The organism is Pseudomonas sp. EYE_354 (genome assembly GCF_023148575.1).
Taxonomy (GTDB): Bacteria; Pseudomonadota; Gammaproteobacteria; order Pseudomonadales; family Pseudomonadaceae; genus Aquipseudomonas.
In genome coordinates this window covers 1-24,529 of record NZ_JAHXNQ010000029.1, presented here as the reverse complement: position 1 = coordinate 24,529, position 24,529 = coordinate 1, and the positions used below count along the sequence as shown (strand labels likewise).

The following is a 24,529-nucleotide window of genomic DNA, read 5'->3' as shown; positions in this document are numbered from 1 at the left end:
CGCCAACGTTTTTACCCGAATCAGTCAGAAATAACACGCAACAACTACCCCTGTACTCCCGCCCAATGAGAACTCAAGCGAAGCTGACGTATTCCAAATCTGTTTAAAAAACGATCAGTCGCGACTGGACTGAATCAGATACTGATCAATACTTGAACTGTTGGCGTGACATCTCCCCCAAGTGAAGCGCCAACCTGGGTACCGACGGACTGTGTGCCCTTGTTTTTACTCCTAATGGTCTTAACCCGGATTCACCCCCCAGAACCCGGGTTTTTTTTGCCCGCGATTTGACCCGAGCCTTACGCGGCGACGTGGGCCAATGGAAACAGACGCTTGAAATTCTCGGTGGTCTGTTCGGCGAACCGCTCATAGGACTCACCGCGCAACATCGCCAGGTACTCCGCGACATCACGCACATACTCCGGCAGGTTCGGCTTGCCGCGATGGGGGATGGGCGCCAGGTACGGCGAGTCGGTCTCCACCAGCAGACGATCCACCGGCACCTGCCGCGCCACGTCACGCAGGGCGTCGGCATTGCGGAAGGTGACGATGCCCGATAAGGAAATATAGAACCCCAGGTCCAGGGCGGCTTTGGCCATGTCCCAGTCTTCGGTGAAGCAATGCAACACCCCGGCCTGGGGTAAAGCGGCCTCGCGTAAGAGGCTCAGGGTGTCGGCGCGGGCGCCGCGGGTATGGACGATCACCGGTTTGCCGGTCTGCTGAGCGGCTAGCAGGTGCAAACGGAAGGATGCCTGCTGCAACTCGGCGGCCTCAGGCTCGTAGTGGTAATCCAGACCGGTCTCGCCAATGGCCACCACACGTGGATGGTTGACCTCACCCAACAGCCAGTCGAGCGCCGGGGCTTCGCCGGGCTTGAGGTCCAGCGGGTGGATACCCACCGAGCAATCCACGTCCGAATAGCGATCCGCCAGGGCTTTGACGTCAGCGGCGTTGTCGGCGCTGACGCCGATGCACAGGAAGTGCCCGACCCCGCGCTGCCGAGCGGCGTCCAGCGCAGCATCGAGGGAACCGCCGTGCTGGGCGAGGTCAAGGCGATCAAGGTGGCAATGGGAATCTACGAGCATAGGAAGTTACGACTTAGGTCTCGAAAAGTGTCTGACCGACGATACACCCGTCGGCCACCGAAATTAACGCCGGCCGAGCAAGCCGACCCACTGCACCAGCAGCGCTTCGAGCAAGAGCACGCGGTTGAGGTTGGCCTTGCCGAGCACTTTCTGGCGCTGGGCGAGGATCCAGTCCTGGATATTCAGCACCTTGTCCTGCGCACTCTTCTGCGCGAGGTACTGCACCACCTTGCGCATGTCCGGCAGACCGAGGCCGCTTTCATCCCCGGTCAACTGGTAGCGCAGGATCAGGCTCGACCAGTCACAGAACCAGTCGAACAGCAGCAAGAGCGGAATGTCTTTCCAGGCGGTTTCGGCCAGTTGGGTTGCGGACAACTCCTGCTTGAGCAGTTTTTTAACCCCGTCCACTACCAGTGCGCGTTGCTCACGCACGCCTTGGGCCTGCAACTTGACCGCGGCGAGGGGCGAGCCGGCCGCCAGGGTGAGCAATTCGATCCGCTCCTCCACCGAACAGTCCGGCAACGCCTGCCCCAGCCATTGCAAGCTCATGGCCTCACTGGGCAACGGGCAGGCCTGCTGCACGCACCGGCTGCGGATGGTCGGCAACAACCGGCTGGACTGGTGGCTCACCAGTAACAGCACGGTATCGCCGGACGGCTCCTCCAGGCTTTTGAGCAAGGCGTTGGCGGCGTTGATATTCATCGCCTCCACCGGCTCGATCAACACCACCTTGCGCCCGCCCATCTGCGCGGTCTGCACCACGAAACTGACGAGGTCACGCACCTGGTCGACCTTGATCGCCTTGTCGGCCTCCTCGGGTTCCAGCACGTAGTTGTCGGGGTGACTGCCGGCCTTGAGCAGCAGGCAGGATTTGCATTCGCCACACGCGTGCAGATTGACCGGACGCTGACACAGCAAGCTGGCCATCAAGCGCTCGGCAAGGGCACGCTTACCGATACCGATCGGCCCGTGAAGCAAATAGGCGTGGGCGTGCTGGGCACGACCGGCCAATTGCTGCCAGAGGCCGTCCTGCCACGGATAGGCTTCAGCCACGGGCACGCTCCAGCAACGTGGGCAGCAGCGCATCAATGGCGTGCTGCACCTGGGCCAACGGCTGAGCCGCGTCCAACAAGTGGTAGCGCGCGGGTTCGGCTTTTGCACGCGCAAGGAACGCGCTGCGCACGGCTTCGAAGAACCCCTGGCCTTCCAACTCGAAACGGTCGAGGCGGCCACGGGCGCTGGCGCGGGCCATGCCCACTTCCACCGGCAGATCGAACAGCAACGTCAGGTCGGGACGTAAATCCCCCTGCACGAAGCTTTCCAGCGTAGCGATGCGCGCCAGGGACAAGCCGCGGCCCCCGCCCTGGTAAGCGTAGGTGGAATCAGTAAAGCGGTCGCAGATCACCACCGCGCCGCGTGCCAGGGCCGGGCGAATCACTTCGGCCAAGTGCTGGGCGCGGGCGGCAAACACCAGCAGCAGCTCAGTGTCCGGGTTCATCTGTTCGTCGCCTGGGGCCAGCAGCACCTCGCGGATGCGTTCGGCCAACGGCGTACCGCCGGGCTCACGGGTCAACACCACCTCGATGCCTTCGGCTCGCAAACGCTCGGCCAGGTAATCGCGATTGGTGCTTTTGCCGGCGCCAAATATATCTCGCGACACCAATGTAAACCCAAGAGAAACTTGAATTTGCACCAGCATAAATCTTAAAAAACCTAATAAATTCAAGGCTAAAACCTTATGCCACGCTGCTAAAATCGTTCATTTATTTAAAAGCAGGTCAACCCCACCAAAAAATGGGCTTCATCAAGGTGAAAATGTAAACCTGGTTTCTCAGTGCTGCCCAAAAAAGTGAATTTCGATGGCTCCTCGATGAGTCAAAATGTAAACCCGAGGGACAGGCCCCTGATTCTATATCTTTGAGCTCTGCCTGTCTGGCTCGATCCAAACCACTATTTAAGCTAGCACCTCAAGCGACAGAGGCATCAAAGCCCAGGAATGAAGCCTGCGCCGGGCTATGCAGGTCACAGCTGCCATAGCAGACACCACGTTTGAACGCACCAGAGGGCGCTACGCGACTTAGTCGATTAACCGCTCCACCATCACTAGCAGAAGCTTCGTGTGAAAAGCTTTGCCCTTTCAATTTAGCCTAAGCCGACCCCAGCTATGAGGCACTGACACGTCTATCGACGCAGCGATCTAGAAGCTCCTCCCCCCTAAAATATCCCATCCAGTTTTTTCGAAGCTAAATCACCCCAGGATGATATGTATACCCTTCATAAGCTGTCATACCCCCAGACATCCTAATTAGCTATTTCCAACCGACACCTGCAATCCACCGTTAAACGAAAGGCTCCCCAAAACAAAAAAAAACACCCATATATCCCAAGCTACTAATTACCAATGAATTGACATTTAAACCTGACGAAAAGCACTACTATAAAATGCTCATCACAGGATACTTTAAGAATACCGTTAACCAACTAAACGCCCCCAAAGACAAGACAAAAAACTTGACTAAACACCCCATCTGTATTTCAGTAATAGAACGAGACAGCGCCACAAACAACGAGCATGCACTAGCCCGCTAAGTCCGCTTGCGGCTTAACTTCCAATGATCTGGAACACCTATGATTTACTCGCGTTTCTTGCATACGGAGTCCCAAGGCTCAATTGCCACCTCTCAAGATGAAACACAATACTTGATATTTTCGACTCCCCAGTCACACACCCCTTCGCTCGGCTTTCGCAAATCGGTCGGACTACAACGATTTGCAGTTCTCTGGAATGGCGAATTGGACTCAAAAGTAATTACCATTATCGAGGAAGCGCTGATTGCCAGGATGCTTTCCCCAATTAAAGTTTTACAAATTGAAAATGGGCGTTTAGATATTGTTATCGATCAAGATCTGAACGAAGAAAAGCTAAGGGCTTTTGTATTTGCACTGGACGCTCTCGTAAGAAAAATCTCCGAGAAAAAATGGATCCTGGTGGTTTGCTCAGACAACCTAAAACCCACGAATCCAGAAAACGCAAGCGTACTGGAAAGATACAACAACCCAATCATAAGGTCAGCCGAAATTGGAATCTTGGACTACTCACCAGAGCTGTCCCTCATGAATGCGAAACTACCACTTGAGCCAATCGCCGGAAGCAAAACATGCAGTGGCTTATAGATCTTCTACGGTGGCTATTCAAAGATAAAAGGTCAGAGCGGGAAGTAAGACGCGAGCGGGAGTTTATCGACGCCGCAAATAAATTGAAGACCCTCACGGTCACTGAGCGTGGTGGGCTATTCTTGAACTCGGAGGAGCTGCGAGACCAGATCGAAAACAGTCGCGAGACTTTAAAGCACTTGGTAGACCCAGCCCACCGTAGATGCGATGAGATTTCCTTCCCGATAAATCCAGTACAGCTACCTGAAGGAACCCAGCACGCCTGTTTCACTCAAGTCATCACATGGCGACGCCTACCCTCGAACGCAGCGATCCGTTATGTTTGCCTCCAAGGCTTGAACGCAGAAAAGTTCGCCATCGCAGCCGCTGATTACTTTTCTAGCGACGGAAAGCTCTCAAACTCTAACTCGTTCGAACATAGGATCGCACAGCGAATCAATACGACTGACTGTGCCGATCCGCTACTATGGTTCGATTCACTCAACGAAGCGATCGACGCCCACGATATCTAGGCCATCTACCGTTTAGACTTGTCAGCCCCTAAACTCCAGCTGCGGCCGCTTCTACTGCTTCAAGTAAGCCTACTCGAGGGTACTGCTTCGGTAGCTGCTGACTAACTTCAAGCAGCGTCTCTTGCAACCAGGATGCATCCTGCGCAGAAAACGAGTAGCCCATTCCTCCGAACTCGAGTTCGAAGCCCCCCTCCTCTATGGTTCGAACAGCCACGAAGGAGCCTGCGCCGATCGCATCGCCAAGAAGCTGAGGGTTAGCATTCTCAACAGGTACAACACCGGTTGCACTGAACTGCCATGCACCGCACGATAACCGATACTTCCTAGTAAGTGAGCCTTAGTCACGTACTGCTGCCGTCGCGCTTTCTACATCCGTTTGCTCCGCGATTGCCAGAGCTTCGGAAAGGCAAAAGACAATATCTGCCGTTACTTCCGCGCCGACAACGATCCCATCGAGTTCAAACTCAATACTCGCGCCTCTCCCGTCATTGCCTGCAACACGGCATTCATAGCGCTCATCGAACTCCCGACCTCGCCAGCACAGGAAGTCGCGTTTGAATTCTGTTACAACAGCGGGATCTACACTGGATGAGCTCATTGATAATTCCTTCCGTTCTTCTCAAATTCTTTTTCTGGTTGTTCTATCTGAGCAAGCAAATAGCCTCCAACGCATAACTGCTCGATTAGCCAGGACGCTTCGTCAAAGCTGAAGGTGTACACCCAGTCCTCGACACCCAAAAATGGAAGGCACAGCTCATCATTAAATCCTACGAATAGCTTGTAGGAATCACGCGTACCGGGATATCGGAACGATCCAGAGGCACCAAAGAGCACACGGTCAGAGTCGTAATCATAGCCGTATAGTCGATCGCATCCGCTCGCCGGACTTCTCGATAGAATCAACTGGTAGAAAATCTTACAATAATCGAGCCTGAGTGGAAGCCCAATTTTTACTTGGCTGGCGGCGCGTTCTGTGCTGTTTTTCAATAAGGTAGCAACGCTGTCCGCAAGCTCTCCGCATTGTTGCGCTGTAAAGGAGTATTCAGAATCGTCCAAAATACACGTGACGACGTTTCCGGTTAACTCAATCGAGGCTGTGAATACCCTCTCTTCGGTGAACGCCCGACACATCATTGAACGTTCAGCTTTGAAGATTGTGCTGATCGGCAAAGATCTTTTATCCAACAACTGCATATACCATGCACCTAAATACAAATTTAAACGGCTCGTCGCTTAAAAAACTTTAGGAGAAATTAGAAATATTTATTCTTATGTCGCGCATCACTAAAAAATGCCTGGGAAAATTGCAGTGCGCGCCCTTCGGGACGGCTGTCGTGAACCAAGCCGCCGCCAAGTCGGCGTCTTGGCCCGTTGGGCTTCCATCCTCGCGCCTCGGCCTTGCGGCCTGCGCGCTCCGCTTCCGTCTGAGTTCCAACCGACCATTGATGGTAGTTAGGGTTGATAGTGAGCTCGGCGATGCATAGGTCTGGTACCACAGCTAACCACAAAGCTTTGATACCACCGCGACGAATGGGCAGAGTTGTCGGTCGGCTATCAACTGCGCCTACGCAGCAATGCCCGATGCGATTCCAGATGCTGCATCTCGCTTAAACAGCCCGAAAAATCATTTTTTCCGATTAGCTCTCCTAGCTTTTTTTTGGCTTTTATTTTTTGATTTTTTAGTTGTTGGTCGCGGTCGTTTGCTCAAAGTTTGATTGAATACGAAAGTAGCATCATCGCCAGGTTGACGATCACCTACAGCCGGAAACTGATAGCTTGTGTTTTCGGCCGGGACAGTGGAGTCCGCATAGATCCCAAGCGTAGCTCTCAGATTTTCGACCTCTACCCGCTCCTCCTCGGTGTACTCGTCGCGGATGAAGACGCATAGATCCTCGGAGCCTCCCTCGTAGTTTTTGAGTGGGTGATCAAAGCCGAGTGCAATGACGGTCTTAGCACCAGGGAACCTCAGCTTTGCGCACTGAGCGTATGACAACAACAGCGCGCTACGGTATTGCCTATATTCCGCACCGGACTGCTCTGCAGGCTTGGGGCATGCCAGGAAAATGTAAAGAATATCGGGTGCTTGCTGGGTAGTTAAAGTGCGAGCCCTGCGTACATATTCACCGGCCGTAGCTAGCTTCATCATTTCCAAGAAATGGCGGGACAGTTCGCGCCTCATGAACCTGGTCTCACTCGCCATCAATCGCAAAGCGAGTTCGGTTTCATGATTCGCTTGTTCAGCCCCAAAATCAGTGATGGTAGGGTCGCCTACCGTGATAAATTTTTCGATCAGCGCGTCCCAAAATCCGCTCACTTTATTTTGGTGATGCACCTCCCGGTACTCCGGGCGTGATAACAGTTCAGGATAAAGCGTTTCGTCAAAGCTGACATGGTTAGGGACATCCTCCATCTCTGGTAGGAAACCATGTTGATTATCATCAGTGTGTTGTAGGTAAGACGCAATTAACTGCTCTTCACCTGCACTCGTGACCACTGTATTCGGATTGAGCAAGAATGCCTTGCGCGCTCCTAGGTAATTGATGAAGTCTTTGACCGTGCTCATCTCGTGCATCAGCACTTCGAGCGAGATCTCGTCGAAGATATGAACAAACTCTTTACTTGGGTCTAGCGGCCCGATGGTAAACGGAAGCTCCGCATAGGCATTGTGATCCAAGCCGGTCTGGATCATGTGCGAGCCAACGCTGCCCGAGAAATGCTTCGCACAAGCTTCAGCACTCCCCCGCGTCACAGCCACAAGGTGAAAACGCACCCTTGATATTTCTGGTATCTGCACAGGAAGTGGTCTGGTGCATTTTGAGTCCAAAAACGCCCTATGAGGAAACCGCTCCAACCAGCTCTTGGCACCATATAACTGCTTCGCAGAACTTGTAACGGCGCGTTTATACCAGCGCCTCCAAGCAACCGCAGTGTCAGCCTCCGACTGATAGGTAATGTGCTTGTCGGAAAAAATGATTATGTCATCACCGAATACCACCATTACATCGGCAAACTCCTTCGCGCTCCCCTTCCCTTCGCGCATGTCCTGGTCAGTATGTAGGTTGGCATGGGCCCACAAACTTAAAAAGGATTTCCGGCATAGCCTCATCAGTAATCGCTCAGAGTCGTTGACACCCTCCGCATCTGATATGTCGAAAACACCTGATCTTTCCGAGCTGGACATATCAACACTCCCTAGTTATCTAAAAATCTATCAAAAATATAGGCTTGGCGTAATGGCGATGTGGCACCCGAGGAAGCGATACCCCTGCCGACAGAAGGGCAAGCGCGTGCGACGGCGGGGTATCTTCACGCTCGGCTGGCTGTGGCAGTCTTGAGCAAGCCAAGTCAGCTATACGCACTCCGATGCTTCAAAGCAGGTGATTTGTAAAAAAAATGACGCCAGGTATCGATTCACTTTCAATACTCCGAGCGCACGTAATCCCAAGGTTGCGTGGCACATTAATATCAGTAATGCTTCAGCCTAGGCGCTTCGAAAAGGCATGACTTTCTTGCGCTCCACCTATGGGATTGTCCCGCTAATGCCACTGACCTTGCCATTGATTGAGGCAGGGCACGTACAAGCCGCACATTTGCGCTTGGGGAGTCAGAATCGATATGGCGACATGCACCGCACCGAGTAAGGGTCACCGCTCCGCAAGCGCGGCAGCCAATTGTCCTGCGTGTAGGAACCGCTATGGCGGCTATGGAGCACGCTCGTATTCCTCCTCCCCCTCCTTCTCTTCTCCGTCATCGTCCTCCTCATCTGGTGGCCGTGGGGGGCTCACGTCACGTGCTTTGCCCAGTGGGATTCCGGAAATCTATCGTCGTCCGCTATCTGAGGTACCAAGCCTCGTCCGCAGCGAGGTTCCAGCTCCGGCGCAGTCGAACGGGCAAACCTATGACGTGTTCATATCTCATGCGTCTGATGACAAGGACGAGTTTGTTAGGCCGTTGGCCAATGCGTTGATTGCAGTTGGGCTCAAGGTATGGTTTGACGAAATGACCCTTCGTATCGGGGACAGCTTGCGCCAAAAGATTGATAAGGGCTTGGTTAGTAGCCGCGTTGGACTTGTGGTTCTGTCCCCAGCGTTTATCAAGAAGGGTTGGACGAACTACGAATTGGACGGGATCGTTACCCGCTCGGTGTCAGGCGAACAGATCTTGCTGCCGATTTGGCACAACATCACCAAGCAGCAAGTGATGGATTTCAGTTCTTCGATCGCGGACAAGGTGGCGCGCAGCACGGCGGTGCACACCATTGATGAGATCGCTGCTGAGATTGCAGATTTGCTGAAGTCTAATGATGCCCAAGCATCCTAACGCCAACGCATCCACAGGGCAGGCCTGGAGATATTCGGGCATGCCCGTTCGCTGATGCCTGCCCCTGTGGGACATCCCTGCAGGCTAACCTCCCTATCCTCCCCTTGGAGGCCGCCAGATTCAAGGGGCCGACAGCAATGCCATGGTAAGGTCGAAACCGTCTCGACTGGTTCACGGTAAGCTTTCTGACTCCAAGGGCCTTAGCCCCTCATGGATTGAGGCGCTCAGATATTCGGTAAGCGCCAGACATGCCTCTGTCTTGTCTTACCCTCGCCATATGGCCTGGCAAGTGGACTGAAACTCACCATCTCCATAAACGTCGGTAACGATTTCCGGTACTACGGATGCACTCTGATTGAAAAAGGTCGCAGCTTCGCTTGAACGACCTTGAGCACACAAAATCTTTGTAGCGTTAATTGCGATCCATCGGCGAGTCTTGTTATCGCTTGGGTTGAGCTTCCAAGCACGGCTTATGCTGGCTAGCGCAGTAGTAAACTGGTTTGTGCGAAACTCTGAGTACGCTTTGAAATTCCACGCCAGAGGATCGTTAGGATTGTGGTCAACCGCAGTGTTGAAATTTCGCAATGCGCTCTCGTAGTCACCTTTCCGTGCATGCGACCGCCCCTCGGCCATTCCAGGCGCTAACTCCTGATCTCCTGAGGCGCTCACAGCTCGAGAAGTGACGACCAACGGTGGTACAGAGCTTTCCACTTCAGCAGCATTTTGTTGCGTCGTAGAGACTCCGTCGACTTTTTGAGCACTGGAGCGTTGTAATGCGAGTTCACGCCTAATCGTACGAACCTGGGCGATCAGAGCATCCGCGTCCGCTGGGAGTGCAAGCCTTGCCAAAGCAGTCAATCTCAACTCAGCGTCAGGCTCATCTGCCATGATCATGTCTATGTGATCTTGCAAGAACTTGACTCGGGTAGCATCTTTAGAGCGCTCGATCTCGCTCTGCTTCATTTTAAGATCATCAGCCTTCTGCTGCCGCTCCACCTCCTGCCGGTGAGCTTCAAGCTTCAGACGAGCTTGCTCATTGAGGTAGCTAGACGTTGCGGGGATGATAACTACAACCACGCTGACAAAAGCACCTACCCATAAAACTGTTCGATTGTGACTGCTTTCAGACCTAAATCTTGTAGCTTCGAGACGAAGCCTGTCGCGTTCGATTCCTTGGTTGGAGGTATCCTGATCCAATCGTGTTTCCCCACATGGGCAATAGGTGACGGTAATAGCACTAGGCCACCCACACCGATGTCGCATTGCCACTCAAGTAGCTACACTTCCTTGATCAGGTCGGCGCTTGGACGGCTGCTAGCCGCTGACGCTGAGCGCTCCGCGCGCCGAATGATTAGCCCTGAGCCCAAGCCGGTGATAGTGCAGATGCAAGAGCAAAGGTCTATGAAGAAATCTAGCGATAATCGGCCACCTGCACAGGCTGGGCGAATTTCTCAGCTGCCGTTCCGTTAAGCCTTATACGGAAAGGGGCTGAACACGACGATGAAAATTGCCCTAACGAACCTGGCGAGTCATGCTCACTCACAGCCCCCTCCTGCAACCAGCCCGGTTAAGGATGGCATCGAGTTATAGAACAGTGCGTTGGTTATAGGTCAATTAGGACTTTTGTACCCAGGCGCAAACATGGAGCTCTCTACCCCATACCCTAGGTCGCGCCACAACGGATATGCTCAGATGATTCCAAGGACAGGAGAGGGAAAATGGCAAGCGAATATTCGTTATCAGACGTTCTGGAAAGAATGCACGAAAACCAGCTCGCCCTAGAGGCAGCCCTGATGGAGTTGACACTCCACGTCGAAGCTCACGGTCATGCAGATGTTGGGAATAATGTCCGAGGTGCCCTCGAGACAATCGGCGAGAACTCTGGCCACATCAAGCAAGGTCTAGCCCGGCTCAAAAAGCTCCCATGACCCAGCCGCTTTTTGATTTTGATCTCAAACGCGTATCCCGCACGCACTACATCACTGGCAAGGCTGCGATCAACTTTCCGCACGCTGGAAGCACTACAGGTGGGTGGCATTTCCTGTCCTACTTCGACCGCGATTCGGGCGTAGCGAAAGTGTCCTTGGCAGGCGTCCACTACCCAGATACCACCGATTTCTTTGGAGACGCTGGAGTCATCGACGTAACCGACGATCTTGCGATGCGAGGCTGGTCAGAAGACGGCAAACGGCTGTTCATGGCAGATCACTACAGAGCGGCAGCTGACATGGTGATGAAATGGGTGCTAAGTGATTCTAAGCACTGCAACGTCGAGGTCGCTGATTGGTTTCCCTCTTCCGAAACGAAGCAGCGTTTTTTTGAAATCCTGAATTCGGGAAGGCGCAAACTTTTAGATCCCGACAAGCTGCAAAAAATGGAAGTTTGGCTAAGCTCGCAGTAGGTGAATGACGTCAGGTTGGTCAGGAAAACAGCCGTTGTAATACATGCTGAATGAGAGCAATGGATATGCGCAAGAAGTCCCCGTCATGGTTTGTCCCGCTCCTGATTCTTTTTGCCGTCCTGTGGGCAATGGGGAAGAAAGACACGCCTCCAGCCCCGGTACAGCCACACGCTCTTAGCACGCCGAATACGCTAGCGTCGATTTCTCCGGCCTCACCGCCAGCCCCGGCTCCTGATTCTGCAACTGAACACTTTGTGAGTGTCAATAATCTCAATGTCAGGGATCAACCAGGTGGAAAGGTCATCTCCAAACTGAGGCGCGGGGAAAAGGTTCAGGTTTTCGAGACGCGCAACGATTGGGCACGCATCAGCATTGATGGTCAATCACCGAAGTGGCTTTCGTTAAAAAGCCTGTGCATCGGGTCTGGCTGCTACGTTCCGTCGAAGCCCAGACCAGCGGCCCAGCTTCCAAATCCTGTTCGCCAACAGACTCCAGCTTACGGTTCATCCTGCCTTTGTTCCTCTGGGAATGTGTGTATCGGGCCTCGGGGTGGTCGATACTGCATTACCTCTGGAGGTAACAAACGGTACGGCGTTTGAGCGATCATCTGATGCCGCTTGCGGGGTTCACGCGAAACAGCATTGAAAATCCACGTAAAAAATCATACTAACAACTGAGAAAAACGTTGAAATGACACATGGCTCGAAATTCAACCTCAAAACCCTGAGTATTCAAACACAAAAACCCAAAAAATCAGTACAAATCACACAACTACAACCCTGGTAACTCGTCGGCATCACGCAACTCTTCAATTTCATCAAACAATGAGCAAAACACATCAGCAATTCGAGGATCGAAATGTTTGCCACTTTGATCAAAAATGTAACTTTGTGCTCGTTCCTTCGCCCATGCTTTTTTATAAGGACGATTCATTCGCAACGCGTCATAAACGTCACATATTGCAACTATCCGCGCACTGAGAGGAATCGATTCTCCCTTTAAACCATCTGGATAGCCGTGCCCGTCCCAACGCTCATGATGTGACAAAGCTATTTCTGCTGCCATTTCAGTTACTGCGGCACCGTTAGAATTTGATAAAATCTCATATCCAATACGAGTGTGTTGTTGCATGGCATTACGCTCCTCATCTGTAAGAGCTCCAGGTTTACGCAAAATACAATCATCAACGCCTATTTTACCAACGTCATGCATTGGAGCAGCTAAACGAATTAAGTCACACCATGGCGAAGGCATATTGAGGGCGTTCGCCACGATGGCAGCTGACTGTCCGATACGCCTGATATGTGAGCCTGTCTCTTCATCCCTATAACTCGCAGCTTTACTTAAACTGCTAATGACAGCCTTATAGCTATTTTGCAGTTGCTCCGTTCGCTCCTCAACCTGCCGCGCAAGCTCAATATTGTTGCTTCGCAACTTACGCGACGCGTCGGATAACTTCAAGCAACCTTGCACGCGGAGTAAAAGCTCTGGAAAATCCATTGGTTTTGAAACAAATTCATTGGCACCCTTTTCTAACCCTTTTCTGCGGCTTGCAGGGTCATTAAGCGCGGTGACTATGATTATAGGTTGCTCTGCCCGATCTCTTTCCTGAAGCTGCTCAAGAATATCGAAGCCGTTAGGAAACGGCATATTCAAATCCAACAGAGCCAAATCCCATTTATTATTTAACAACCACTCCAAGCCTTCTGTAGAATCAGAAAAAACATGAACCCTAGAAAATCCAACCACCTTTAAATAGGAGCTAATAATTAACAAATTAGTTAACACATCATCAATAATTACAATTTCACTTTCCGCTAGAAGTTGAGAGCTCATATTGTCACCGACATATTTTAATTGCCACCTTTAGCCTTTATATTAGGGCATAGACTCCGCTGGATTTTGGAAGCGGTGTACTAGCTCAAAACCCTTATTTCACGCAGTGCTCCCCGCTCAGTGATATTAAGTTTCTAACTGGCAAAGATGGCTCATTGATATCACCCTGAAAATAATAAGCGATTTAGCTTTTTTTACAAGCTTTATAACCGCCTGGTTATTATAGAATACCTATCGCGCCTGCCAACAAAGCCGGCATTTTCTTACAAAGCTCCGTTGAGCGACCTTCACCGTCTGCTTCATGCTCTTAGACAACCCACGCAAGCGCAATTGTGCATAGCTAGATTGAAGCTATTTTGCTCCCCCATGCAGGTTTTTCATGCTCCTCTCACTTAGCATAAACCGAGTCGGCGTAAACATTTTTTCGGCCTGCGATATGTCCGCAATACTGGCCGCAGCAACGACAAAGCTGTGTGGGGTCAACTCTAGGCTCAGAAAAAGAAAGCTGTTGTAGGATGGATGCTTCACCACCCGGCTACCCAGTCGCAGGATCTCGGTATTGGCTCAACGCAGACGCGCCGTATGAGCCAGACGAGTTAATTTGAACGAGCCACAGTCTTGGATGAGTGAACCCAGCCCTTCTCTCAAACAGGCCTTGACTGTATTCGGCTACGTTGTGAGCAAACAAAATCATCAGCAATTGGACAGTTGCACGAAATTTGAAGAGCTAGTCGCGCGTGACCTCAAACCGATAGCGGCACCTGCACGACAGACCGCCGACTAGCATCTTGGTTGGCGTCATTTGCCGTGCTGATGATGTTGCTCGGCCCCTTGATTGGTCAGGGTACTGTTTGGATGAAGCATGCGGGATCGGCGGACGATCACTGCATGACGATGCAGAATGATTCGTACCGCCTTCAAGGCGCCCACCTTGAACACCTGCTAGATGCGTGCGGCTATTGCTCGTTGTTCTTCCACACTCCAAGTATTCCCAACGCGCATTACCACAATTGGAGCGCAACGTTGCAGGCCCTATGGGCGGTTGATCGCTTAGAGGAAGTTAACATTCGGTTACAAAATCCAGTGGAATCGTTACGTTATAACAAACTAATGTGCTGGCCGTTTGGCTCCGGACGTCAGCACGCTCTCGATCGCTGCTTCCGCGATATTGGCTAACGCCGCCAGCCAGTTTCCCTTAATCACTGCGATCTGTAGTTTCGGAGATACCATGAAATCCGCCCCGGCCTCATTCGCTGTCCTAACAGCGCTGGCCTCAACCGTCCTCCATGCCGCCGAGTCTGGAAATTCAACGATCACTCTGGGAGAGGTACGCATTTCGCAGCAGGAAAGTACCGCTTTGCGCACCGAGAACATACTGACTTCTGTCGATGTCCTAGGTGGCGATCAGGTAGAAGACAAGAACGTAATGAACAGCTGGCAGTTGCTGGGACAGATGCCCGGTATCCAGCTGACCGAGACCGGCCAAGGCGCCGAGTCCGGCAAAGCTACTTTTCGTGCGTTCAATGGCGAGGGCTACATCAACGGCATCAAGGTGCTGATCGACGGTATTCCGAGCAACGTAAACAGCGGCAACCAACGCTTTGTTGACATGATCTTTCCACTCGATATCGACCATATCGAAGTGGTACGTGGGACTAATGATCCGCGCTACGGCTTGCACAACATCGGCGGCAACATCAATTATGCCACCCGCCAGGGCGGAAACTACACTGATAGCCGCCTGACCTACGGCAGCTTTAATACCCGCGAAGTACAACTAGCCATCGGCCACGAAGACGGCAATTTCGCGCAGAACTACCTACTGGCCAAACAGGATTCGGACGGATCCCGCGATCATAGCAACTCGAATAAATATGCCTTGGGTGGCAAGTGGTTTCTCAGCAACGACGATCAAACCTTCCGGATCGGCGCCATCGCACGTCTCTATCACCATCAGGCTGACGAAGGCGGGTTCCTCACTCGCGAAGAGCTGCACGCCAGCCGCAAGGATTCGCCGGAAAAGAACGACAATGACCGTAGTGACCGCGACATGAAGCACTTGAGCCTGCACATGGACTGGCAGCCAAATGACGATCTGAACCTGAGCAGCAAGCTGTACTACAACAGCTACAACGATGACCGCTCGATCACCTTCACCAGTTATCAGCCTGGTAATGCTCCGCGCCAACGTCGTTTCTGGGACGAACAACAGCTTGGGATGCTGAACAATCTGACTTTGCGCGCCAACGACTGGCTCACGCTCGATGGCGGCATAAACTATGAGGAGCAGAACAACTCATACGAACGCAGACGTTTTGCGTATGGGGTGCCGACCAATTTTGATGCGCCACCAGCGCGTATTCAGAATGACGATCACTACACGTTGTATAACGTGGGTGGCTACGTTCAAGCGATTATCCAGCCGACCGACTCCCTTAAGATTATCCCCGCGATGCGTGTGGACAGGTTCAGCGGTAGTACCAAGGCGTTCAACGGCACTTCAATTGCAAAGGGATCTTTGCAGGATTACGGTTGGATCGAGCAGCCCAAGCTCAGCGTGGTCTATAGCATCACTCAAGATATTGACGTCTATGCCAACTGGGGGCGCACCTTCCAGATACTCACCGGGAACGCCGATCCAGGTTATCTAATCAACGGGGCTTCGCACTACGATCCGTCAATCAATACCGGTAAGGAAGTAGGCATAAAATACCGCCCATTCGCCGGTACAGAGACGCGAGTTGCAGTATGGCAACAAGACGCAACCGATGAAGTGTCGAACATGCCAGCGACAGGCACGACAGTTGGACTCGGTGAAACTCGTCGTCGAGGTGTCGATATGCAGTTCACTAGCCAGCTTAATGACCAATGGACGATATGGGGCTCGCATGCAATCCAAGAGGCCAAGGTGGTTAAGGCTTTTGATGCCAACGGCAAATCCTTGGCGGGCAAGGAAGTCTTCTCAACGCCGAGATATATCAGCAATCTGGGCGTCGATTACCGCATGAACGATGACTGGCGCTTCGGCATGCAGGCCCGAGCTCAAGGTGATTACTACATCGACACGGCTAATGAAGCCGGGAAATATGGTGGTTTCGCCGTCCTAGATGCCAATGTCAGCTATCGCTTGAGCGAAGCGACCAGTATCGACCTTCAGGTTAAGAACCTGACCGACCGAGACTATGAGTACGTCTGGTACGACAACTTCTTCTGGGGTGGCGACGACCAGGCGATGTTTTCACCAGCACCAGGCCGTTCGGCTTATGTCTCGCTCAACATGAAGCTTTAACACTGTGTTATCAAAGAGAGCAAAGTCAGAGGTATCTCTGGCTTTTTGGTTCTTGAATGTTTGACTCATTTAGCGTTACGGGTAGAGCGTCGCATTCCTGTGCATTCGGCCCCTTCTGTGAAGATGCAAGCGATGATGCGCACTTTTAAGAGACCTGAGCGCAAGCCGCTCGGCGTTGATAGTGGATCTATGATGGCCTGGCGTGAGGATGAAATCGCGAACCACGAGCCCAATTGTGGTGAGTGCCTGTTTTCGAAAGATCCCTACTAAGCCGGTTGGAGAGTAAGCCGGCCAGCCCGTGAGGAGCCACGAATGAACGCCAATTTGGCGTGTGCCGGGCAGAGCCTACCAAGCTGCTCGTGAGTCCGAGTGCTAATTGATTGAGGGACGGGTCAGAACAAGGAGGGCCCCAGATCGAATCGATTGGTCTGATCTGGCGCGGCTTCGCCTGTACTCGCAAGTCCTACAGATAGCACCTTTCCACCAAGCCTCTCATGCGCGTCAAACAGAACGTAATCAGAAATTCCTTGGAGTTGGAGTAAATACGCTGCGTATAGACCACTACAAACCTTTATATTTAGATCTCTAAGACTGCAACGGCTAGTGTTTCGCTCGGTTGGAAAAGCGATGGTGCAAACCGCAAAGTATTCCGACCGGCGCCCTTCGCTTCATAAAGTGCCGAATCTGCGCTGGTAAGCAGGCTGGCTATGGTGTCGCCTTCAGTGGGTACCACACAGCAAACACCGATACTGATGCGAAGCGAAATTTTTGTCTTATCATATTGAGCTGGCGACTCGGCCAAAGAAGCGCGGAGCTCATCTAGTACAGCTACGGCCCCTTCGGGATTAGTGCTCGGCAGCAAAATCAAAAACTCCTCACCTCCATAACGACCAATACTGTCGGAATGACGAATTCGTTGGGTTAGATGATTGGCGCAGTGGCTAATCACCTCGTCTCCTGCCAGATGGCCATACCTGTCGTTGATCTGTTTGAAGTAATCGATATCTACCATAGCTACTGCCAGGCTGGAGCTGTCTCGGCGCGCACGCTCCAACTCAGTCGAGAACTGATCGAGGATGGCTCGACGATTTAGAATCCCGGTCAACACATCTCGCAACGCCATGTGTTGAAGCAAGGACTCACTCCGCTCTTTGGACAGCAGTACCAAGCCCAGGGAGATCATCATCGCGGTGAAGGTACCAATGCTGACCGAGATCGTTTGCTTAAGGTTACTTACGTCGTAACGCATTTCCGCAGCACCTCCGCCAAGCACCGCGACAACCCGCATACCCAAACCGATCAGGCTAATACTCGATCCGATGATCAACAACATGCGTGCACGCCCCTGGGCGGGAATGTGCCGGCGCGTCCAGTAAATGATCAATGAACACTGCAGCATCAACAGTAGCGTAGCGGCGAGCATTCGCGGTTCTAGCGTATCGATCAAGCTGACCATCAACACCAGCATCAATGCCGCTGGAGCAAACACTCGCCACCAGGCGACAGGAAGCTCGACAATCCGAAAAACACTGACTCCATAAAAAGCCAGTGCTACTGCCAGCAGTGTGTTGGCGGCGCCGTAGGTCAACCACAACGGTGCGTGACCATAGAACGTATAGCCGATGTAGGCTAATGCATGAGCTGACAAACCGAAGCCTATCGTTAGAAGGCCGTCACGCTGGTTGAACTGTCCGACAAGAATTAAACAAAACGCCATAATCGTCGCTACTAAAGCGACACAGGCGAAAAGAGTAGGAGTGTCAGCGATCATGGGGTTCACCTGGCGCTTGCACTAGCACCTCTTATAGGCGAGTTTAGCCGAAATGATCGAGTGCTACGCCTAAGCCCTGAAAGCTTCGAAGCTCAGGATTGGCATCGACATAGCTGTACGGCACCATTATACGGCCGGGAAAAGCACTTCAAATACGGAACTCTCAATGATTCTGTTTTGAAAATTGATAACGTATGTCGAAGTAACCTGCTCACCAATCAACATGGGCGCGGCTGTGAAAAAGAGCGAGCTTCCGGTAAAAAAGTGCCTTACGTGCGGCCTTCCTTTCACTTGGAGGAAAAAATGGGCTCGCTGCTGGGAGGAGGTTCGTTACTGTTCGGAGCGCTGCCGGCGCACGAAAAGTTGAGCCCAAAAAAGGGCCCCTAATGGGCCCTTTGTACTCGACAGAGATTACTTGGCTAGCCAAGACTCTACAGTCGCTGCGCCGTGCTCACTTTTCCACTGTTTCAAGCCTCTGTGGTTACCACCTTTCGTTTCGATGGTTTCACCTGTGTGCGGGTTCTTGTAAACCTTCACCTTGCGGGCTTTGCGTGTGCCGGGTTTTAGCTCAGAAACTGGAGCGCGACGATTAGCATCTGGATCAAGTAGGTTGACTACGTCTTTGAGGCTGTAGCCATATTTTTCAAGCAAATCGCGCAGCTTCGTTTCAAATTCTATTTCTTGCTTGAAGCCAGCATCGCCCTTGAGAGCTTCGAGCGCCTGGAGTTGTTCAGCAAGGTGTTTTTCGAGTTGGCGGAATTCTGCGAGTTTGGACATGGGAGTTTCCTGAGTAATTAATATTGTCACGTTACGAGAGAATAGACACTCGCAGGAAGGAGAAGACTCAACTCTTAGACCCTATAAAATGCTGGGTGTCCTTCGCTTACGATTGAATCAACGCGGTATCCGTAGGCGCGTAAGCAAAAGCTGGGGGAGGCAACAAATTGGGCTCCCCTTCTGTCGCGTTACAGCTTGAAACGCGAAACGACAGTACGCAGTTCCACAGCCAGCAGCGAGAGTTCTTCCGCAGTCACAGCGTTGTCCTCTATCCCCTCCATCAATGCAAGGCTACCGTTACGAATCTCGGTCACATTGCGATTTATATCCTCCGAGACGGCGTGTTGCTGAACCGCCGCGCTGGCTATCTGGGTGTTCATTCCTACGATTTGCTCAACGCCGTCATTGATTGCATCTAGGCTGGTCGAGGCCTGATCAGCGGACTCGATGCACTCCTGCGCGCGCAGTTTTCCCGCTTTCATTTGCTCGACGGCGTCGCCTGTTGCCAGTTGCAGCTCTTGGATAATCCGGCGTATCTCTTCAGTGGAGTTTTGTGTGCGCGAGGCCAGCGTTCTGACCTCGTCGGCTACAACCGCGAATCCTCGACCCTGCTCACCTGCGCGGGCCGCCTCAATGGCCGCGTTCAACGCCAGCAAGTTCGTTTGATCAGCAATGTTACGGATCACCTCAATAACACCGCCGATCTGCTGGCTATGTTGCGCAAGCGCCGAAACCTTTTGCGCACAGCGTTCCACCTCATCGGCCAAGGCTTCAATAGTCATGCGGGTTTCCTGCATCTTCGCCAGGCCGGTGTTGGAGGACTGGCTGGCTTGCTCAGCAGCGTGGGCGGCGCCCTCGGTGTTTTGTGCCACGTCCGCAACGCTGGCGGTCATCTCGTTGATAGCCGTAGCGACTTGTTCGGTTTCGCTTTGCTGGGTGCTCATCGAGCGTTTAGCCCGGTCAATCGACACCCCAATGCGCTCCGCCGCATCGGAGACCGATTGTGAACTACGTTCGACCTGCGCCAGCGAGGAGCTAAAGGCTTGCACCATATGGTTAAGGCCATTGCCCACGTCGGCCATTTCATCTTTGCCGCGCACTTGAATGCGCACGCTGAGGTCGCCCTTAGCAATGAGTTGGGTGGCGATCAAAACATCGTAGATAGTGCGACGCATGGCGCTGTAGATGCCGCTGAACACATAAACCAGCAGCAGGCCAAGAACGACAAACATGCCTAGAATGAATAGCCGTTCCGAAGTTTTTTCCTGAACTCGCCGTTCAAGCGCATTCAGCAGTGCTTCTTGCAGCGTGTCTTGCGCCTTGTACAACTCAGCCACCACCGCATTGCCTTTGGCTGGCAGATTCTGAACACCGGTGATGGTATCGCTTGGTGCGCCAATCAATACTTCAAGGTCGGCACGGAAACTGTCCAGGCTCACAAAAGCACTGGTGATCGGTGCCTGAATACTATCGGCGAGGGCAGGTTCTCTGCGGCGCAACAGGGCCAGGCTTTGTTGAAGTTCTTTGTGGATGAGTAACTCATTTTTGAGCATCGACTTGATAACGCTGCGCGCACCCGAACTCAACGTTTGTCCGTCATGCAGTCCGCTGGCAAGACCGCGCAATTGCCCGACGATGTTGATTTGCCGTGGCAGCCTCAGGGTGCTCTGGTCGATCATGAAAAGCGATGCGTAATCTTCATCCAACACCATGCCCGACGTGGCCGATACGTAGTACACGAAGTTCAATGTCTCGGTGAGTTGATCGTTCCAGTTGTCGAACATCTCGCTTTGGTTGGCATCGGCCTTTGCCTGCTCAATCAAACGCTGTGCCGCCGTGTGCAGACGCTGCACGCGATCACCGGTTTCCAGCTGCGTGTTGAATTGCCTGTCGGTGGCGGCCAGTTTCGAAAACGCGTCCTCCAGCTTCGTCTGGTTGGCCGATAGATCGGCTTGAGCGGTTCTGTCACCGCTGAGAAATCGGTTCGTCAGCGCGCGTTGCAACATTGATAAGCGCAGTACAGGTGTGACATCCAAAAGATAGCGCTGGCCCAATTGTTCCGAGCGAATAACCTCAAGGCTCTCGTTTATCTGATGGATGACGCGCGTACCGAGTAGAACCAGAGGGATGAAGACAATGATTGCGAGCACACCAAATTTCGCGGGGAAGCGTAATCGATTAGCTAGGCTTACGGCAGGAGCAAGGATATTCATAGAGTTCTCACAGCCCGGAATGGGACGGTTTGTAGTTGGTTTTTTGTTGAGAACGCTCCATTTTCTCGAATGCCGGGCTCTGTCTGGCTCATTCGGCTAATCACGTTTTATGTAATTAAACGTTTCAGTCATCCTGTCGGCATTCAGATTGATAACTTTATGAAAAGTTGTACATATATTTATTTTTGTACAAGTTTGGAACGCCTTGAGAGCGGTGATGTCGCCGAGCCATCACTGCTTCAATAGAGCTTTGTAGGGGCAAGCGCTGCGGTAGCTAACGTAGTGAACCTCTGCAGGATGACATTTGCCCACACCGATCTGCCAACAGCCAGGCCAGGTATTCGTCCTTAGGAGATACCGACGACGACCATTTGCTGGCTGCTGCGAGCGCTATTTTCGACGTACTGCTCGCCGGGTTTGTGAAAGAGGAACAACCCAATGAGTAAGATATTGGCACCAATGGCTGGAGAAGAGCTGTCGAGACCGGAAGCGATCAGCCTGCGTGAGGCGTTCTTGTTCTGGTTGAAGCTCGGCTTCATCAGCTTTGGCGGGCCTGCGGGCCAGATCTCGATCATGCACCAGGAGTTGGTGGAGCGACGGCGTTGGATTTCCGAACGCAGATTTCTGCATGCCCTCAATTACTGCATGTTGTTGCCTGGGCCAGAGGCGCAGCAACTGGCGACCTATATTGGCTGGCTGATGCATCGAACCTGGGGAGGCATCATCGCCGGTGTGCTTTTTGTGCTGCCCTCACTGTTCATTCTGATCGCGCTGTCGTGGATGTACATCGCGTTCGGTGAAGTACCCGTGGTAGCCGGACTCTTCTATGGAATTAAGCCTGCCGTGACGGCCATAGTGTTACAAGCGGCGCATAGGATCGGCTCTCGGGCACTGAAGAACAATTGGCTGTGGGCGATAGCGGCTGCGTCATTTGCCGCGATTTTTGCATTCAATGTTCCTTTCCCGCTGATAGTCTTGGGGCAGCGTTAATCGGCTATTTTGGAGGGCGTTTGGCCCCCGAGAAATTCAGAGCCGGGGGGCATAGCGCCGCCAAAAAAAACTTCGGCCCAGCATTGATCGATGACGACACTCCGTCCCCGGAACATGCACGGTTCAGTTGGTTGAAACTGGCATCACTCGCACTTATCGGCGCCGTGTTATGGGCTTTACCAATGAGGATTTTGACCGCGCTCTTTGGCCGGGAAGGAACCCTAACCCAAATGAGCTGGTTCTTTACCAAAGCGGCGTTACTGACCTTTGGTGGGGCCTACGCTGTGTTGCCTTATGTCTACCAAGGCGCGGTCGGTCACCATGGCTGGCTGACCCCGAGACAAATGATTGATGGCCTGGCGCTGGGTGAGACCACGCCAGAACCACTGATCATGGTGGTGGCTTTCGTGGGCTTTGTTGGGGCCTATGTATTCCAAGTGTTCGGGGCTGATCAGGTATTTCTGGCCGGAGCCATCGCCGCATCCCTGGTGACCTGGTTTACCTTCCTGCCTTCGTTTTTTTTCATCCTCGCGGGCGGCCCGCTGGTGGAGTCGACTCACAACGAACTGAAGTTCACTGCGCCGCTGACTACCATCACTGCCGCCGTCGTTGGAGTGATCCTAAATCTGGCGTGTTTCTTTGGCTATCACGTGCTTTGGCCGAAAGGCTTCAGCGGCAACCTCGACTGGCCATCCGCACTGATCGCGATTGCTGCCGCAATTGCCTTATTCCGTTTTAAACGGGGCGTCATTCAGGTGCTGATGGCCTGCGCGCTATTCGGCTTGGCAGTACATTTTCTGCGCTAGAAAGTACGAACCGGTTAACGATCTTGGGCGGGCATAGAGCTCGCAAGACCACCCTACTGGCCTCCTCACTGTATAGAGACCAGCTCGAAACGAAGCCCAGCCTTGCGCTGGGCTTTTGCCGTTTAGTGGCAGTGGTAGTCGTTGGTTTTATGGTTGCAATGGCAACCTTTTGAATCAGTATCACCGCTGGTGACCGTTGTCACGCCTTCGGAATACGTCGTTAACCCAACTAATGGGCATTTTGATAAATAGTGAGCTTCCTTTCAAAAACTGCATGACCTGCGCCCCCCCATCGCATGGCGCAAGAAATGGGAGCGATATTGAGAAGAGGTGTTGTATTGCTCAAAGCGCTTTAGGAGGGCAGACACATCGTCTGAAAGAAGATGACCTCTATGAAACTAAATATTCAGTCGTTCACACTCGCGCTCAGCTTCAACTCTGGTCAAGTAGTTTGTTTTCAAACGCATTTTATCTTCATTGTCGTAGATGTTAAATCCTAAAGCCGAAATCTTAGCGATAGCACGCTTTGCGGTGCGTAAGGATCCTGTCTCGGTCGGTACCGCAGGGACAGCGACAAATCTGAAATTATTCATAGATCCCTCTTGAAGGAAATACACACAAGTGACCTTAGCTTAGTACAACAAAAAATTCACTCGAGTCTCCTCTACGGAAAGCACAGTCAACGATCAGAATTGATCTCGCTCTAAAACCATCCTTGGCTGCTTTTCCTGTACTTCACGGCCAGGTCGACCATAGACTAGATGTGACTATACTCTTTCAAGGTCGGGAACGGTGAGTCTGGATAGGCCTCCAGCGGCGCTTTCAAACCGAAAGTACCTGACCACAGCGCACGCGTTAACGTCCCACAGCGGTCATCCAGTGCAAGTGACTATACGTCAGCTTTCTTCAGTCCTTTCAATCGCACATTCGCCCTTTGTACAGCGGCCATTTTTTCAGGCCGTTTCATGCGTTTCCACTTTCTAATGTCTTCCTTGCTGCGCCCGCAACTCACACAGAGATCACCACTCAGCTGGCAAGTCGAGATGCAGGGGTTTTCAATTTCTTTAGCCATTGTCAGTCCCCTTTGGTCGCGCCTAATTGAGCCAGACGATTTTTCCACGTAGCCAGAATTCACAGTGGCACACATGCTTCCCGATACACGTTGGAGCAGCCATCCTAGTAAATTCGTCGAGCTGATTACCGCCCCCTTTGAGATTTCTATGAACTCTGTAGTGGTCAACTAATCCCGGACACGACGTTAAGTTTTTTTTCGGCCTGAGCCGGTGGCAGCCCACCATTAAATTGGTGCGGTCGAATCCAGTTGTATCGGTGCATCAAAAAATGGCTGATATCCC

At 52.4% G+C, this 24,529-nt stretch carries 20 protein-coding genes and 1 pseudogene; 9 read left to right on the top strand and 12 right to left on the bottom strand.

Annotated features, from left to right (window positions below; all coding sequences use genetic code 11):
• Positions 1-299: 299 nt before the first annotated feature.
• The 3 genes from KZX66_RS26065 to tmk all read right to left on the bottom strand — a co-directional run bounded on the left by KZX66_RS26065 (position 300) and on the right by tmk (position 2,745).
• Complete coding sequence (locus KZX66_RS26065) at positions 300-1,085, bottom strand: TatD family hydrolase (RefSeq protein WP_248084072.1); 786 nt, start codon at positions 1,083-1,085, stop codon at positions 300-302.
• A gap of 63 nt (positions 1,086-1,148) precedes the next feature.
• Complete coding sequence (locus KZX66_RS26060; RefSeq protein ID WP_248084071.1) at positions 1,149-2,138, bottom strand: DNA polymerase III subunit delta'; 990 nt, start codon at positions 2,136-2,138, stop codon at positions 1,149-1,151.
• Positions 2,131-2,745, bottom strand: coding sequence for a dTMP kinase (gene tmk / locus KZX66_RS26055; RefSeq protein WP_248084070.1), 615 nt, complete (start codon positions 2,743-2,745; stop codon positions 2,131-2,133). The genes KZX66_RS26060 and tmk overlap by 8 nt, the downstream gene beginning before the upstream one ends.
• 968 nt (positions 2,746-3,713) lie before the next feature.
• On the opposite strand from tmk, the gene KZX66_RS26050 reads away from it, so the two are divergent.
• Positions 3,714-4,259 (top strand): hypothetical protein, encoded by a 546-nt coding sequence (locus tag KZX66_RS26050; protein WP_248084069.1) that lies wholly within the window; start codon positions 3,714-3,716, stop codon positions 4,257-4,259.
• A gap of 849 nt (positions 4,260-5,108) precedes the next feature.
• Here KZX66_RS26050 and KZX66_RS26045 read toward each other — a convergent pair.
• From KZX66_RS26045 to KZX66_RS26035, 3 genes are all read right to left on the bottom strand, one after another.
• The gene (locus KZX66_RS26045; RefSeq protein WP_248084068.1) at positions 5,109-5,369 is read right to left on the bottom strand and encodes a hypothetical protein; all 261 of its coding nucleotides are present in this window, start codon (positions 5,367-5,369) and stop codon (positions 5,109-5,111) included.
• The gene (locus KZX66_RS26040) at positions 5,366-5,965 is read right to left on the bottom strand and encodes a hypothetical protein (protein WP_248084067.1); all 600 of its coding nucleotides are present in this window, start codon (positions 5,963-5,965) and stop codon (positions 5,366-5,368) included. The genes KZX66_RS26045 and KZX66_RS26040 overlap by 4 nt, the downstream gene beginning before the upstream one ends.
• Positions 5,966-6,395: 430 nt before the next feature.
• Complete coding sequence (locus KZX66_RS26035; RefSeq protein WP_248084066.1) at positions 6,396-7,952, bottom strand: hypothetical protein; 1,557 nt, start codon at positions 7,950-7,952, stop codon at positions 6,396-6,398.
• A gap of 614 nt (positions 7,953-8,566) precedes the next feature.
• On the opposite strand from KZX66_RS26035, the gene KZX66_RS26030 reads away from it, so the two are divergent.
• The gene (locus KZX66_RS26030; RefSeq protein WP_248084065.1) at positions 8,567-9,091 is read left to right on the top strand and encodes a toll/interleukin-1 receptor domain-containing protein; all 525 of its coding nucleotides are present in this window, start codon (positions 8,567-8,569) and stop codon (positions 9,089-9,091) included.
• 264 nt (positions 9,092-9,355) lie between these two features.
• On the opposite strand, the gene KZX66_RS26025 is transcribed toward KZX66_RS26030, so the two are convergent.
• Positions 9,356-10,288 (bottom strand): tetratricopeptide repeat protein, encoded by a 933-nt coding sequence (locus tag KZX66_RS26025; RefSeq protein ID WP_248084064.1) that lies wholly within the window; start codon positions 10,286-10,288, stop codon positions 9,356-9,358.
• A gap of 521 nt (positions 10,289-10,809) precedes the next feature.
• On the opposite strand from KZX66_RS26025, the gene KZX66_RS26020 reads away from it, so the two are divergent.
• Genes KZX66_RS26020 through KZX66_RS26010 form a run of 3 tightly spaced genes read left to right on the top strand, consistent with a single transcriptional unit; the run spans position 10,810 to position 12,091 of the window.
• Positions 10,810-11,019, top strand: a complete 210-nt coding sequence (locus KZX66_RS26020; RefSeq protein ID WP_248084063.1) for a hypothetical protein — start codon at positions 10,810-10,812, stop codon at positions 11,017-11,019.
• Positions 11,016-11,492, top strand: a complete 477-nt coding sequence (locus KZX66_RS26015) for a hypothetical protein (RefSeq protein ID WP_181643168.1) — start codon at positions 11,016-11,018, stop codon at positions 11,490-11,492. Before KZX66_RS26020 ends, KZX66_RS26015 begins: the two co-directional genes overlap by 4 nt.
• Positions 11,493-11,542: 50 nt before the next feature.
• On the top strand, positions 11,543-12,091 hold the full coding sequence (locus tag KZX66_RS26010; protein WP_338104085.1) for an SH3 domain-containing protein: 549 nt from the start codon (positions 11,543-11,545) through the stop codon (positions 12,089-12,091).
• Positions 12,092-12,263: 172 nt separating this feature from the next.
• Here the strand turns inward: KZX66_RS26010 and KZX66_RS26005 are convergent, their stop codons facing one another.
• Complete coding sequence (locus tag KZX66_RS26005; RefSeq protein WP_181643167.1) at positions 12,264-13,328, bottom strand: HD domain-containing phosphohydrolase; 1,065 nt, start codon at positions 13,326-13,328, stop codon at positions 12,264-12,266.
• Positions 13,329-14,120: 792 nt separating this feature from the next.
• Here KZX66_RS26005 and KZX66_RS26000 point away from each other — a divergent pair.
• Both KZX66_RS26000 and KZX66_RS25995 read left to right on the top strand, forming a co-directional pair.
• Positions 14,121-14,504: a DUF2946 domain-containing protein gene (locus KZX66_RS26000; protein ID WP_282446076.1), complete on the top strand. Its 384-nt coding sequence runs from the start codon at positions 14,121-14,123 to the stop codon at positions 14,502-14,504.
• 52 nt (positions 14,505-14,556) lie between these two features.
• Positions 14,557-16,617, top strand: a complete 2,061-nt coding sequence (locus tag KZX66_RS25995; protein ID WP_248084062.1) for a TonB-dependent receptor — start codon at positions 14,557-14,559, stop codon at positions 16,615-16,617.
• A gap of 577 nt (positions 16,618-17,194) precedes the next feature.
• On the opposite strand, the gene KZX66_RS25990 is transcribed toward KZX66_RS25995, so the two are convergent.
• The gene (locus KZX66_RS25990) at positions 17,195-18,388 is read right to left on the bottom strand and encodes a GGDEF domain-containing protein (protein ID WP_248084061.1); all 1,194 of its coding nucleotides are present in this window, start codon (positions 18,386-18,388) and stop codon (positions 17,195-17,197) included.
• Positions 18,389-18,623: 235 nt separating this feature from the next.
• On the opposite strand from KZX66_RS25990, the gene KZX66_RS25985 reads away from it, so the two are divergent.
• Positions 18,624-18,755 carry a DUF2256 domain-containing protein gene (locus KZX66_RS25985; RefSeq protein WP_181643163.1) on the top strand — a complete coding sequence of 44 codons (132 nt, stop codon included), beginning with the start codon at positions 18,624-18,626 and terminating at the stop codon, positions 18,753-18,755.
• Positions 18,756-18,799: 44 nt separating this feature from the next.
• Here KZX66_RS25985 and KZX66_RS25980 read toward each other — a convergent pair whose 3' ends face one another.
• Both KZX66_RS25980 and KZX66_RS25975 read right to left on the bottom strand, forming a co-directional pair.
• Positions 18,800-19,165, bottom strand: coding sequence for a histone-like nucleoid-structuring protein, MvaT/MvaU family (locus KZX66_RS25980; RefSeq protein ID WP_248084060.1), 366 nt, complete (start codon positions 19,163-19,165; stop codon positions 18,800-18,802).
• A 188-nt stretch (positions 19,166-19,353) separates the two neighbouring features.
• Positions 19,354-21,378, bottom strand: a complete 2,025-nt coding sequence (locus KZX66_RS25975; protein ID WP_181643161.1) for a methyl-accepting chemotaxis protein — start codon at positions 21,376-21,378, stop codon at positions 19,354-19,356.
• A 438-nt stretch (positions 21,379-21,816) separates the two neighbouring features.
• On the opposite strand from KZX66_RS25975, the pseudogene chrA reads away from it, so the two are divergent.
• A pseudogene (chrA, locus tag KZX66_RS25970) lies at positions 21,817-23,174 on the top strand (chromate efflux transporter).
• Positions 23,175-24,063: 889 nt separating this feature from the next.
• On the opposite strand, the gene KZX66_RS25965 reads toward chrA, so the two are convergent.
• Positions 24,064-24,246, bottom strand: coding sequence for a DUF1289 domain-containing protein (locus tag KZX66_RS25965; protein WP_181643159.1), 183 nt, complete (start codon positions 24,244-24,246; stop codon positions 24,064-24,066).
• Positions 24,247-24,529 lie beyond the last annotated feature (283 nt).